Genomic DNA, 12,632 nt, shown 5'->3' with positions numbered 1-12,632 from the left:
ACATCACACTATGCCCCTGCGGCGCCGGACGGGAGAGATCTTCCCCTGGTTTCCTGCAGGTCACTCTCCGGAGCCGGTGTCGATCTCTCCTTCGGGGGGTGCCGTGGCCGGGCCGTTCTCCGCCTGCGCGCCCGGTTCCTCCTCGCCCGCGGGGGACGTGGCGCCGCCGATCAGCCGCTCAAGTCGCGGGCCCGCGAGGCGCAGGAACTTGCGGTGCTCGCGGTTGCGGTCCAGCACCGCGACCTCGAGCTGGGACACCGGCGGGCGCTCGCCGCCCGGCTCGGTGAGCGCGGCGAGCGCGGCGTCCAGCGCGTCCTCCAGGCTCATCTCCGACTGGTAGCGGTCCTTGAGGCGGCCGGCCACCGTGTCGGCCACGCCGCCCATGACCACGAAGCCGTGCTCGTCGGTGACCGAGCCGTCGAAGGTGAGCCGGTAGATCTGGTCGTCGGCGCTGGAGTCGCCCACCTCGGCGACGACCAGCTCGACCTCGTACGGCTTGCGCGACTCGGTGAACACCATGCCGAGCGACTGGGCGTAGAGGTTGGCGAGGCCGCGGGCGGTGACGTCGCCGCGGTCGTAGGTGTAGCCGTTGATGTCGGCGTAGCGGATGCCGCCGAGCCGCAGCGCCTCGAACTCGTTGTACTTGCCGACCGCGGCGAAGCCGATGCGGTCGTAGATCTCGCTGATCTTGTGCAGGGCCCGCGACGCGTTGGGCGCGACGAACAGGATGCCGTTCTCGTACTGCAGCACCACGACACTGCGGCCGCGCGCGATGCCCTTCCGCGCGAAATCGGCCTTGTCCCGCATCTCCTGTTCTGGGGACACATATCCAAAGGGCATGGACACCGGTGGTGATCCTCTCGTGGCCGTGGGTTGTGACTAGCGCAGCGGGGCGGTGGGGCCGTCCGGGTCGGCCATGCGGGCGTCGAGCACCTGGCGCACGTGGCTTTCGACCTCGGTGTCGGGCAGGCGGCGGAACCCCTCGTCGTCGATCACGGCGACGGCCGGCCAGATCTTACGGGTGACGTCGGGACCGCCGGTGGCCGAGTCGTCGTCGGCGGCGTCGTACAGCGCCTGCACGCAGGCCAGCACGGTCTCCTCGGCGGTGGCGCCGTCGCGGTACAGCTTCTTCAGCGCGCCGCGGGCGAAGATCGACCCCGAGCCGATGGCGGCGAACCTCTTCTGCTCGTACGGGCCGCCGCCGACGTCGTAGGAGAAGATGCGGCCGGCGCCGCCCTCGGTGTCGTAGGCGGCGAACAGCGGCACCACGACGATGCCCTGCATCGCCAGCGGCAGGTTGCCGCGGATCATGGTGGCCAGCCGGTTGGCCTTGCCCTCCACCGAGAGGGTGCGGCCCTCGCGCTTCTCGTAGTGCTCGAGCTCCACGCAGTAGAGCCGGGCCATCTCGATGCCGGTGCTGGCGGTGCCCGCGATGCCCATGCAGGAGTACTCGTCGGTCCGGAAGACCTTGTCCATGTCCTTCTGCGAGATGTAATTGCCCGCGGTGGCCCGCCGGTCGCCCGCCATCACGACACCGCCGGCGAACGTCGCCGCGACGATGGTGGTCGCGTGCGGGATCAGATCTCCGATCGAACCCGTCGTCTCGAACCTGGCCGGCAGCAGGCCAGGCGCGTAGGACTGGACGAACTCGGTGAACGACGTCGATCCCGTGTCCAGGAACAACAACTGGTCCGACCGGTCCCGCTGTGCTGACACGCGACTCCCTCCCAAACGCCTCTTCGGACTCCTACGCCCCGACCCTACTCGTGGTGCTGTGGTGTCTGCACTTCCCACGATCAGCTCAGCGCGAACCACTTTCGCCCATCACGTCTCATCCCTCCCATAAAGCATCTTTACCGGGAACAGCGGGCGTGTAATTGTCGAGTTGTCGTGACATGACAACAGGCATGCCCTCCACCGTCCCCCCAGGAGGTCGTCCATGAAACCGGGGCGCACGCTCACCTCGCTCACCGCCACCGCGCTGTCACTCGCCACACTCGCCGCCTGCGGCTCGGGAGGATCCTCCGCCCCCGGCGAGACCACCCTGACCATCACCGCCAACGCCATCTCCGGCGGCAAGAACTCCGCGACCGCCGACTGGACGAAGAACTGGCTGATCCCCGAGTTCGAGAAGGCGCAGAAGGCCAAGGGGAAGACCGTCCACGTGCTGTTCCAGCCGAACGGCGTGGACGACGAGCAGTACAAGACCAAGATCGCCCTGGACCTGAAGTCCGGCGCCGGGGCCGACGTGATCGACCTCGACGGCATCTGGGTCGGCGAGTTCGCCCAGGCCGGCTACATCAAGCCCCTGACGGAGACCGCGGGCGCGCAGGTCGACCGGTGGGAGGGCTGGAGCCAGATCCCCGAGGCCGTGCAGGGCCTCGGCATCTTCGAGGACAAGAAGTACGGCCTGCCGCAGGGCACCGACGGCCGCGTGCTGTACTTCAACAAGACCCTGTTCGCCAAGGCCGGCCTGCCCACGGACTGGCAGCCCACGAGCTGGCAGGACATCCTGGACGCGGGCGCGGCGCTGAAGAAGGCGGGGGTGCCGGCACCGCTGCAGATCAACGCGGGCACCGCCATGGGCGAGGCCACCACCATGCAGGGGGTGCTGCCGCTGCTCGCGGGCACCGGCCTCGGCGTGTACGCCGACGGCAAGTGGACCGGGGCCGCGCAGGGCCTGAAGGACGTGCTCGATTTCTACCGGCAGATCTACAGCGGCGGCCTCGGCGACCCCAAGCTCCAGCAGGAGGCCCAGGGGCGTGACAAGGCGTTCCAGGAGTTCGCCGAGGGCCGCATCGGCGTGCTGGCCGAGGGCGACTACTTCTGGCGCTCGGTGATCGAGCCCACGGCCGGGGTTGCGCCGATGAGAAACCGCGACGCCGAGGTCGGGTACGCGCTCATCCCGGCCAAGCAGCCCGGCGCGGGCGTGCGCGGGCAGGACTTCGTCAGCATGTCCGGCGGGGCGGTGCGCGTGCTCAACCCCCACTCGGAGAACGCGGCGCTGGCCTGGGAACTGCTGGCGTTCATGCATTCGGCGCCGGCCACCGAGCGGGGTCTCGCCGGGGAGGCCCGCATCACCTCGCGCACCGACGTCAACGACAAGGTGCTGAGCGGCGACCCGATGCTCGGCTTCATGGCGGAGAAGGTGCTGCCCATCACCTCCTTCCGTCCCGGCCTGGCCGTGTACCCGCAGGTGTCGGTGGCACTGCAGGAGGCCACCGCCGACATCGTCTCCGGCAGGTCCGTGGACGAGGCCGCCGCCGCGTACCAGAAGAAACTGGAAGCCCTGGTGGGCGGCGCCGCCAACGTCACGCAATGACGGCCACGGCTCCTTACGACACCGACGCGGCGGGGCTCGGGCGGGGCAGGGCGGCCGGGTTCGTGCTGCCCGCGCTGGTGCTGATCGGGGTGTTCCTGATCTTCCCGGCGCTGTGGACGGTGTACCTCGGGCTCACCGACTTCCGGCTCACCGGGCTCGCCGCCGCCGATCCGAAGGTGGTGGGGCTGGAGAACTACACCACCGCGCTCGGCGACGAACGTTTCCACATCTCGCTGTGGCTCACCGTGCAGTTCGTGCTCGGCTCGGCGATCGCCGGGCAGGCGGGCCTGGGGTTCGCCATCGCGTGGGCGCTGCGCGGGCGCGCCGGGCCGGTGAAGCGGGTCGTGGAGGGGCTGGTGCTGCTGGCGTGGATCCTGCCGTCCTCGGTGGTGGCGTTCCTGTGGATCGCGCTGCTGGACCGGGACGCGGGCACGCTGAACGCGCTGCTGCACACCCCGGGGTTCGCCTGGCTGCTCGACCACCCGATGTTGTCGATCATCGTGTTCAACGTGTGGCGCGGCACCGCGTTCTCGATGATGCTGTACGGCGCGGCGCTTTCGAACGTGCCGCCGTCCCACCTGGAGACCGCCCGCCTGGCCGGCGCCTCGACGTTCCAGCAACTGCGCGACGTGGTGTTCCCCCGCATCCGCGGGCACGTGCTGACCAACCTGCTGCTGATCAGCCTGTGGACGTTCAACGACTTCACGACGTTCCAGATCACCGCGGGCGGTCCCGAGGGGCGCTCGGAGATCCTGCCGGTCTACATCTACAACGTCGCGCTCACCGGGGGGCGGCTCGGCTTCGGGGCGGCGGTGTCGTTCCTGGTGCTGCTGATCAACCTGGTGCTGGCGCTGGTGTACCTGCGGCTGCTGCGGGAGCGAAGGGCGGTGGCGCCGTGACCCCGGACACGGCCCCGCCGGCCCGCCCCGCCGCCCCCGCCGGCGCGGCACGGGCCCGGCACGCGGTGGCCGCCCTGGGGCGGGCGACGTTCCTGGCGCTGGTCGCGGGGTTCTTCGCGCTGCCGCTGCTGTGGCTGGCCGCCGCGCCGTTCGACGCCCACCCGACCATCACCACGTCGATGCCGGAGTTCACGCACCGCAACTTCCAGGCGCTGCTCGACAATCCCTACGTGCTCAGCTCGCTCGGCAACTCGGTGCTCCAGGCGGGCGCCAGCGCGGCGCTGGTGGTGGTGCTGGCCGCGCTGGCGGCGTACGCGTTGTCGCGGGTGCGGGTGCCGGGGCGCGACGCGCTGCTGTACGTGCTGCTCCTGCTGTCCTCGGTGGTGACAGGGACGGCGGCGATGGTGCCGATCTTCGAGCTGGCGACCCGGCTCAACCTGATCGACACCCACCTCGGGGTGGTCCTCACCCTGTCCGGCGGCCTGCTGCCGGCCGCGATCTTCATCCTGAAGGACTTCATGGACGGCACCCCGACCTCGTACGAGGAGTCGGCCCGGGTGTTCGGCGCGTCCCCCCTGCAGATCCTGTGGCACATCGTGGTGCCGGTCGTCCGGCCCGGCCTCGCCACCATCGCGGTCTGGTCGGTGGCCTCGGTGTGGGGCAGCTTCCTGACGCCGTTCATCCTGCTGCGCGACCCGGGCAAGGCGCCGGGCGCGGTGATCCTCTACACGCTGTACACCGAGGGCGGCTCGCCCCGGCTGGACCTCATCTCGACGTTCTCGCTGCTCTACTCCCTCCCGGTGGTCCTCATGTACGTCTTCGTCAGCCGCAGGTACGGGTTCCGCTTCCACGGCGGGATCAAACGATGATCTCCCTGCGCGGGCTCACCAAGGAGTTCCCCGGCGGCGTCCGGGCGGTGGACGCCCTGGACCTGGACATCGCCGCCGGCGAGTTCTTCGCGCTGCTCGGGCCGTCCGGGTGCGGCAAGACGACGTTGCTGCGCACCGTCGCGGGCCTGGAGACGGCGACGTCCGGGCGCGTCGTCATCGGCTCGGCGGACGTCACCGCGCTGCCGCCCGGGCGCAGGGACGTGGCCATGGTGTTCCAGGACTACGCCCTGTTCCCCCACATGGACGTCACGGGCAACATCGCCTACCCCCTGCGGATCAAGAAGGTCGGCCGGGCGGAACGGGAGGCCAAGGCGGCCGGGACCGCGGCCCGGCTCGGCCTGGCGGAGCTGCTGGCGCGGCGCCCCGGGCAACTGTCCGGCGGGCAGCAGCAGCGGGTCGCGCTGGCCCGGGCCATCGCCTGCCACCCCGCGGCGTTCCTGTTCGACGAGCCGCTGTCCAACCTGGACGCCCGGATGCGGCTCGAGGCCCGGACGTTCCTCAAGCGGCTGCAACGGGAGCTGGCCGTCACCACGGTGTTCGTCACCCACGACCAGGGCGAGGCCCTCGCCATGGCCGACCGGATCGCCGTGATGTCCGCCGGCCGCATCAGGCAGGTCGGCACCCCGGCCGAGGTGTTCCAGCGCCCCGCCGACACCTTCGTCGCGTCCTTCATCGGCTCCACCCCCATGAACCTGCTCCCCGGCGTCGTCGAGGACGGCACCGCCCGCGTCGCCGGCGCGGCCCTGCCCGCCCCCGCGTCCCTGCCGGAAGGCGCGCAGATCGTGTACGGCCTGCGCCCCGAGTACATGGACCTGTCCCCCACCGCCCGCGAGGACGCCTTCCCCGGCCGCGTATCGGTGGTGGAGAACCTGGGCACGTCCTTCCTGGTGACCCTGGAGAACGACGACCAGCAGTTCCAGGCGGTCGTCCCCGAGGACGCCGAACCCTCCCCCGGCACCCCGATGTGGGCGGTCCCCCGGCACTCCCGCGCGCTGTTCTACCGCGACGGCCTCCTGGTGGGCGCATGAGCGCCGGAGGGTACCGTGACCCGGTGAGCGTGGCGGGGCCGATACGGCTGCGGGGACGTTGGACCATCGAGGACCGCCTTGAGCGGCAGGTGCACGAGGTGGCGGTGGAGCCGCCCGCCGGGACGCGGGCGCTGACGGTGGAGCTGGCCTACGACCGCGCGGCGGGGGTGCTCGACCTCGGGTGCGCGGGGCCTGGCGGGTTCCGCGGGTGGTCGGGCGGGGCGCGGGCCTCCTTCACGATCGGGCCGCGGTGGGCGACGCCGGGGTACCTGCCCGGGGAGATCGAGCCCGGGGTGTGGCGGGTGCTGACGGGGCTGTACCGGGTGCCGCTGGAGGGGCTGGCGTACGAGATCACGGTCACGCCGCACGCCGCTCCCCCGCCGCCGCCTCCCGCGGACGACCCGCCGGCCGCCGCGCCCGCCCCGCCGCCGGCCGCCGTACGGCGGGGGCTGCCGGGCCTGGACGGGATGCGGTGGCGGGCCGGGGAGCTGCACGCGCACACCGTGCACTCCGACGGGGCACTCACCGTGGCCGCTCTGGCGCTGCTCGCCCGGGACCAGGGGCTGGACTTCCTTGCCGTCACCGACCACAACACCGTCAGCCACCACGCCGGGCTGCCCGGGGTGTCGGCGGCCACCGGGCTCACGCTGATCCCGGGGCAGGAGGTGACCACCGACCTCGGGCACGCCAACGCGTTCGGCCCCGTCGGGTGGATCGACTTCCGCGAACCCGCCGACGCCTGGGTGCGGGCCGTGGCCGGGCGGGGCGGCGTGTTGTCGGTCAACCACCCCCTCGGCGCCGACTGCGCGTGGCGGCACCCCCTGGCCGAGCGGCCGCCCGTCGCCGAGGTCTGGCACTCGGGCTGGTGGGACCGCACGTGGGGCGCCCCGCTGTCCTGGGCGCAGGCCTGGCGGGACGACCTGGTGCTGGTGGGCGGCGGCGACTACCACTCGCCGGACGGCGGCCACCCGCCGGGCGCGCCGACGACGTGGGTGCTGTCGGCGGCGCCCGAGGGCGCGGGCGACCCGGGCGGCGGGGGCGTGCTGGACGGGATCAGGGCCGGGCGCACCGCGGTGTCGGCCGGGCCGGACGCGCCGCTGCTGCTGCGGCACGGCGGCGAGTTCCTCGCGGTGGACGCCGACGGCCTGATCCTGTGGGGCCCTGACACGCGCCGCGTCATCCGCGGCGACCGGGTGACCGTACCCGCCGCCCCGGGGCCGCACCGCCTGGAGACCACCCGCAACGAGGTCATGGCCCTGTGCACCTAGATCGGAGGCGTCCCCGTTGAGCGAGTTGACCCTGCGGCACCCGTCCGGGAGGGGCCCGTTGAGCGAGATGACCCTGCGCACCCCGATCGGAGGCGTCCGCGTTGACTGAGATCGTCGTCGTGCCGCACACCCACTGGGACCGCGAGTGGTACCTGCCGTTCCAGCGGTTCCGCATGGGGCTGGTCCGCATGCTGGACGAGGTGCTCGACACCATGGCGGCCGACCCCGCGTACCGCTTCACCATGGATGGGCAGCTCGCCGCGATCGAGGACTACCTGGAGATTCGCCCCGAGCGGCGGGCGGACATCGAGCGCTTCGTCACCGAGGGCCGCTTCGCCGCCGGGCCGTGGCTCATCCTGTCCGACGAGTTCCTCTGCTCGGGCGAGACCCTGATGCGCAACCTGGAGTACGGCCTGCGCGGCGCGCGGGCCCTCGGCGGCGCCATGGAGGTCGGCTACCTGCCCGACCAGTTCGGCCACTGCGCCCAGATGCCGCAGATCCTCACCCTCGCGGGCCTCACGGTCGCGTGCCTGTGGCGGGGTGTCCCGGCGTCCGTCCGGCGGGACATGTTCGCCTGGAGGGGCGCCGACGGCACGGTGATCCCCACCCGCTACCTCCCGGACGGCTACGGCAACGCCGTAGGCCTGTTCAGCGGCCCCCCGGAGGCCCTTCCCGAGCGGGTGGCGGCCTTCACCGCCGCCATGCGCCCCTGGCGCCCGGAGGGGCCTCTGCTCGCGATGTACGGCGCCGACCACTCCGCGCCGGCGGCGGACATCACCGCGGCCGGCCTGCCGCTGGCGACCCTGCACGAGTTCCTGCGCTCCGGCGCGCCGCCCGCGGGGCTTCCCGTGGTGGAGGGCGAACTGCGGTCCCACGCCCGCGCCAACATCCTCCCCGGCGTGGTGTCCGCCCGCGTCCCGCTCAAACACGCCATGGGGCACGCCGAACGCACCCTCACCCGCTACGCCGAGCCCCTGTCGGCCCTGTGGGCGCCGGACGACGGGGCGGCGCGGCGGATGATCGAGCTGGCGTGGCGGGGGGTGATCGCGTGCAGCGGGCACGACTCGGTGACCGGGTGCGGGGCGGACGAGACGGCGCGGCAGGTGGCGGCACGGATCGCCGAGGCCGGGCAGATCGGGCAGGCGGTGGTGGACATGGTGAGCGCCTCGCTGGCCCGGGAGGCGGGGCGGGACCGGCTCGTCGTGGTCAACCCCTCGCCGTACCCGCGGGCCGGGCTGGTCCTGATCGACCTGCCGGAGGCGCGCGGGCGGCTCGCGGGGCACGACGGGCGGGCGGTGCCGTCGCAGGTGCTCGGGCGGGCGCCCACGCTGCTGGACGAGTCGGTGCTCGACGACCTCACGCGGCTGCTCGGGCGGGTGCACGAGCGGGAGCTGTTCGGCCACGAGATCGTGTCCTGGTACGCCGAGGGCGACCTGTTCACCGTCGTGGTCAGCAGGCACGCCACCACGGGCTACCGGTACGCCGACCTGAGGACCGCCGTCCTGGACGCCGCCGCCAACCGCCCCGGCCCCTGGCGGGTCCGCACGGTCGCCGAGCCGGTCGTCACCGTCGCCGCCCGCGTCGAGGTCCCCGCCTTCGGCCGCACGATCCTCGCCGCGGTCCCGGAGGAACCGCCCACGACCGCGGACGTCCCCCCGGTCCGGGTGGAGGGACACATACTGGACAACGGCCTGCTGCGGGCGGAGGTCATGGCGGACGGGACGCTGGAGCTGACGACCGCGGGCGGCCTGCGGGCCGGCGGGGTGGGGCGGATCGTGGACGGCGGCGACGTCGGCGACACCTACAACCACGCGCCACCCGCCGAGGACCGGCTGATCTCCACCCCGTCGTCGGTCACGGTGACCCGCACGGCGGAAGGCCCCCTCGTGGGGGTGCTCGAGGTCACCCGGACCTACGACTGGCCGGTGCGGGCCGAGGACCGGCGTCAGGCACCGGGGATCCCTGGGGCGGTCTCCGGCGGGCGCGGGCGTGCGGTGGAGACCGCTGTGGCGGTCGTGACGACACGGGTCGAGTCGCGGGCCGGGGAGCCGTACGTGCGGCTCGCCGTGACGGTGGACAACCCGTGCCGGGACCACCGGGTGCGGTGGCACGCGGGGCTGCCGCGGGCGGCGGAGGAGTCGTTCGCCGAGGGGCAGTACGCGGTGGTGCGGCGCGGGACGGCGGCGGAGGGCGGGGGCGGGGAGGAGCCGCTGCCCACGTTCCCCGCCGAGGGCTTCGCCGCAGCGGGAGGGCTGGCGGTGCTGCTCGGCCACGTCATGGAGTACGAACTGGTCGCGCCGCCGGGCGGCGGGGCCGCCGGGGAGATGGCGCTGACACTGCTGCGCGCGGTGGGGTTCCTGTCCCGCAACGACAACCCCCTGCGGGACGAACCGGCCGGGCCGCAGATCGCCACGCCGGACGCTCAGTGCCCCGGCCCGCTCACCACACGGTTCGCGGTGCACCTGTACGAGGGAACCTGGGACGGCGCGGGGCTGCCGCGCCTGGCCGAGGACCACCGGCTGGACCTGCTCGCGGTCCCCGGTGCCGCTCCCGCCGCCCTGCCCGCCCCGCTGCCGCCTCCGGAGCCCCGGCTGGAGATCGGCGGTGCGGGCGTGGTGCTCGGCGCGCTACGCGAGCGCGAGGGATGGCTGGAGGTGCGTCTGGTGGCCGAGTGCCCCACGGCCACCGAGGCCGTGGTGGCGGGACGCTTCACCGAGGCCCGCCTCGCGGACGGTCTCGGCCGCCGCCTGCGCCCGCTCCCCGCCGCGGACGGCACCGTGCGCGTGTCCCTGCGCCCCTTCGAGGTGGCGACCCTCCACCTGTCCTGACCGCCGCGCCGACCAGGCCGGCACGGCTCCGTGCGTCGGACCGGGATCGGATGCCACCCGGTACTCCACCGGCCGCCGCGCGGGGCGGGTACGGCCCGGTCTGCTCCTGGCCGCCGCACGGGACGGCGGCGGCGTGGCCTTCGCTGGTCTCCGTGCGGGACGCGGGTGTCGGCGACGACCGTCCGCGTCCCGCCCGTGGGGCGACGCCGCACCCGTGTACCGCCGGTGCGCGCCGCCCGGGGCGGAGCCTTCGTTCCGCCCCTTACTCGCCGCCCTTCTGCACGTAGCTGCGGACGAACTCCTCCGCGTTCTCCTCGAGGACCTCGTCGATCTCGTCCAGGATGTTGTCGACGTCGTCCGTCAGCTTGTCCTGACGCTCCTGGACGTCGGCACCGCCCTGAGCCTCGGCCTCTTCGACCTCGCTGTCCTGCCGGCTGGTGTGCTTCTGCCCGCCGGTGTCCTTCGTCGCCATGTGGTACCTCCGCTTGGGGGACGCATCTGACTCATATCTTCCCCGAACCGGACGACAATTCGCGCGGATCGTCCGGTGATCTACGCGAGACCGGCTGGAGGAGGCCTCTCCTGCCAGACAACCTCCCCCCTGCACGGCATAGCAAATCAGCCTTAATAGCTTCATTCCTGACAACTGGGGAGGGTCACTATCCGCCACGCTGGACAGCGTCACTATCCAATGATTGGATAGAGGGACTATCCACCGGAGGAAGGGTCCCATGTCCCCCGCGTCCCTCGGCACCGCAGGAGTGGTGCTCGTCACCGTCCCCACCATCGCGATCGGCGGCGCGTCGCTGCTGACGCTCATCGGCCGCCGCACCCCCGGCTACCTCGACAACCCGGTCCGGCGGGGCCTGTGGCGGGCCGGCCACGCCCACGCGGGCGTGCTCGTGCTGTTCGCCTTGGTGGCCCTCACCTATGTCGACCAGGCCCGCCTCGCGGACGGCACGGCGGCGCTGGTGCGCCTGCTCTTCGTCGCCGCACCCGTCCTGATGCCGCTGGGATTCTTCCTGTCGGTGGTCAGACCCGGCGACACCCGGCCGAACCGGCTCATCTGGCTGACCACCCTGGGCGGCCTGTGCCTGGCGGCCGGTACGCTGATCCTCGGTATCGCCCTGATCCAAGTGGCATAAATCAGATCGTTATACCGGGCCATGTGGCATTCTGTGGTGATCCGCCCATAGGCATCCCGCTCCAGGGGGAAAAATGGAGCGGTCATGGGGGCAGGGGCACGATGCCGACATGTGAACGGGTGAAATGAGAGCGGACCACGCACAACTGCTCGGCGATCGCTATCGGCTGATCTCGCCGCTGGGGCAGGGAGGCATGGGGATCGTCTGGCGCGCGCACGACAGACGCCTGGCCCGCGACGTCGCGATCAAGGAGTTGCGGCCGGCCCGCCGCGACGACGAGCGTGACGTCCGCGTCGCCCGCCGCCACGCGCTGCGCGAGGCCCGTTCCGCCGCCCGGCTCAGCCACCCGGCGATCGTCACCGTGCACGACCTGCTGGAGGAGGACGGCAGGCTGTGGATCGTCATGGAGCTCGTGGAGGCCCTGACCCTGCAGGCCACCGCCTGGCACCTCGGCCGCCTGCCGGTGCACTGGACGGCGTGGATCGGCTTCCACCTGCTCAGCGGCCTGCGGCACGCCCACGCCGCCGGGGTGCTGCACCGCGACATCAAGCCCGGCAACGTGCTGCTCACCGGTGACCGCGTGGTGCTCAGCGACTTCGGCATCGCGGTGCTCCAGAGCGACGACCAGACCGCGCACACCGCCACCATGCCCATCGTCGGCTCGCCCGGCTACATCGCCCCCGAGCGCCTGCGCGGACGCCCCGCCACCCCGGCGGCCGACCTGTGGTCGTTCGGCGCCACCCTCTACTTCTCGGTGGAGGGCAGGCCTCCGGCCGTGGAGGACGGCGACGTGCTCTCCTCCCGCCCCTCGAAGGGCACCCCCTCCCCCCGCCGCGCCGGCGCGCTGCGCCTGCTCATCGAGGGCCTGCTGCGTCCCGACCCGGCCGAACGCCTCACCAGCGACCAGGCGGCGATGCTCCTGTCGGAGATCCTCCGCAAGGAGGGCATCGCCGTCCCGCCCATGCGATTGACGGGCAGCGGGCTGTTCCCGCCCGGCGCCTTTACAATGTAGATCAGGCCGATGGGCCCAGGGGACGCCGAGCTCGGCGTCCCCAGGTCTCGGCACCCCAGCGCTCGGCGTCCCCAGGGGCTCGGCATCCCAGCGTTCAGTGTCCCCCGGGCTCGGTGTCCCCCGGGCTCGGTGTCCCCCGGGCTCGGTGTCCCCCGGGCTCGGTGTCCCCCGGGCTCGGTGTCCCCCGGGCTCGGTGTCCCCCGGGCTCGGTGTCCCCCGGGCTCGGTGTCCCCCGGGCTC

The 12,632-nt window shown here is 72.8% G+C and carries 11 protein-coding genes; 8 read left to right on the top strand and 3 right to left on the bottom strand.

Going from position 1 to position 12,632, the window contains the following annotated elements; all coding sequences use genetic code 11:
* Window positions 1-60: 60 nt before the first annotated feature.
* Together prcA and prcB are read right to left on the bottom strand one after the other, a co-directional pair.
* Complete coding sequence (gene prcA / locus ABGB17_RS14255; protein ID WP_347629666.1) at window positions 61-840, bottom strand: proteasome subunit alpha; 780 nt, start codon at window positions 838-840, stop codon at window positions 61-63.
* A 39-nt stretch (window positions 841-879) separates the two neighbouring features.
* The gene (gene prcB / locus ABGB17_RS14250) at window positions 880-1,716 is read right to left on the bottom strand and encodes a proteasome subunit beta (protein ID WP_347629404.1); all 837 of its coding nucleotides are present in this window, start codon (window positions 1,714-1,716) and stop codon (window positions 880-882) included.
* Between the two features lie 223 nt (window positions 1,717-1,939).
* Here prcB and ABGB17_RS14245 point away from each other — a divergent pair, with 223 nt between their 5' ends.
* The 6 genes from ABGB17_RS14245 (at window position 1,940) to ABGB17_RS14220 (ending at window position 10,235) form a co-directional block, all read left to right on the top strand.
* Complete coding sequence (locus ABGB17_RS14245) at window positions 1,940-3,322, top strand: extracellular solute-binding protein (protein WP_347629402.1); 1,383 nt, start codon at window positions 1,940-1,942, stop codon at window positions 3,320-3,322.
* Window positions 3,319-4,221 (top strand): sugar ABC transporter permease, encoded by a 903-nt coding sequence (locus tag ABGB17_RS14240; protein ID WP_347629400.1) that lies wholly within the window; start codon window positions 3,319-3,321, stop codon window positions 4,219-4,221. Before ABGB17_RS14245 ends, ABGB17_RS14240 begins: the two co-directional genes overlap by 4 nt.
* A complete protein-coding gene (locus ABGB17_RS14235) occupies window positions 4,218-5,090 on the top strand; it encodes a carbohydrate ABC transporter permease (RefSeq protein ID WP_347629398.1) in 873 nt (290 codons plus the stop codon). Before ABGB17_RS14240 ends, ABGB17_RS14235 begins: the two co-directional genes overlap by 4 nt.
* Window positions 5,087-6,139: an ABC transporter ATP-binding protein gene (locus ABGB17_RS14230; protein WP_347629396.1), complete on the top strand. Its 1,053-nt coding sequence runs from the start codon at window positions 5,087-5,089 to the stop codon at window positions 6,137-6,139. Before ABGB17_RS14235 ends, ABGB17_RS14230 begins: the two co-directional genes overlap by 4 nt.
* On the top strand, window positions 6,136-7,407 hold the full coding sequence (locus ABGB17_RS14225) for a CehA/McbA family metallohydrolase (RefSeq protein ID WP_347629394.1): 1,272 nt from the start codon (window positions 6,136-6,138) through the stop codon (window positions 7,405-7,407). The genes ABGB17_RS14230 and ABGB17_RS14225 overlap by 4 nt, the downstream gene beginning before the upstream one ends.
* A 101-nt stretch (window positions 7,408-7,508) precedes the next feature.
* The gene (locus ABGB17_RS14220) at window positions 7,509-10,235 is read left to right on the top strand and encodes an alpha-mannosidase (protein ID WP_347629392.1); all 2,727 of its coding nucleotides are present in this window, start codon (window positions 7,509-7,511) and stop codon (window positions 10,233-10,235) included.
* 262 nt (window positions 10,236-10,497) lie between these two features.
* On the opposite strand, the gene ABGB17_RS14215 is transcribed toward ABGB17_RS14220, so the two are convergent.
* Window positions 10,498-10,707: a ubiquitin-like protein Pup gene (locus ABGB17_RS14215; RefSeq protein ID WP_347629390.1), complete on the bottom strand. Its 210-nt coding sequence runs from the start codon at window positions 10,705-10,707 to the stop codon at window positions 10,498-10,500.
* 259 nt (window positions 10,708-10,966) lie between these two features.
* Between ABGB17_RS14215 and ABGB17_RS14210 the strand changes: the two genes are divergently transcribed.
* A complete protein-coding gene (locus ABGB17_RS14210; RefSeq protein ID WP_347629388.1) occupies window positions 10,967-11,380 on the top strand; it encodes a hypothetical protein in 414 nt (137 codons plus the stop codon).
* 124 nt (window positions 11,381-11,504) lie between these two features.
* On the top strand, window positions 11,505-12,392 hold the full coding sequence (locus tag ABGB17_RS14205; RefSeq protein WP_347629386.1) for a serine/threonine-protein kinase: 888 nt from the start codon (window positions 11,505-11,507) through the stop codon (window positions 12,390-12,392).
* Window positions 12,393-12,632 lie beyond the last annotated feature (240 nt).

The sequence above is a fragment of the Sphaerisporangium sp. B11E5 genome (genome assembly GCF_039871875.1).
Lineage (GTDB): Bacteria > Actinomycetota > Actinomycetes > Streptosporangiales > Streptosporangiaceae > Sphaerisporangium.
Note: the sequence above shows the minus strand (reverse complement) of the source record. Positions and strands in the feature narration are given on the sequence as shown.

Coding starts and splice junctions, on each gene's coding strand:
- prcA (WP_347629666.1), bottom strand. CDS start 840: ATGCCCTTTGGATATGTGTCCCCAGAACAGGAGATGCGGGACAAGGCC.
- ABGB17_RS14245 (WP_347629402.1), top strand. CDS start 1,940: ATGAAACCGGGGCGCACGCTCACCTCGCTCACCGCCACCGCGCTGTCA.
- ABGB17_RS14240 (WP_347629400.1), top strand. CDS start 3,319: ATGACGGCCACGGCTCCTTACGACACCGACGCGGCGGGGCTCGGGCGG.
- ABGB17_RS14230 (WP_347629396.1), top strand. CDS start 5,087: ATGATCTCCCTGCGCGGGCTCACCAAGGAGTTCCCCGGCGGCGTCCGG.
- ABGB17_RS14225 (WP_347629394.1), top strand. CDS start 6,136: ATGAGCGCCGGAGGGTACCGTGACCCGGTGAGCGTGGCGGGGCCGATA.
- ABGB17_RS14215 (WP_347629390.1), bottom strand. CDS start 10,707: ATGGCGACGAAGGACACCGGCGGGCAGAAGCACACCAGCCGGCAGGAC.
- ABGB17_RS14210 (WP_347629388.1), top strand. CDS start 10,967: ATGTCCCCCGCGTCCCTCGGCACCGCAGGAGTGGTGCTCGTCACCGTC.
- ABGB17_RS14205 (WP_347629386.1), top strand. CDS start 11,505: ATGAGAGCGGACCACGCACAACTGCTCGGCGATCGCTATCGGCTGATC.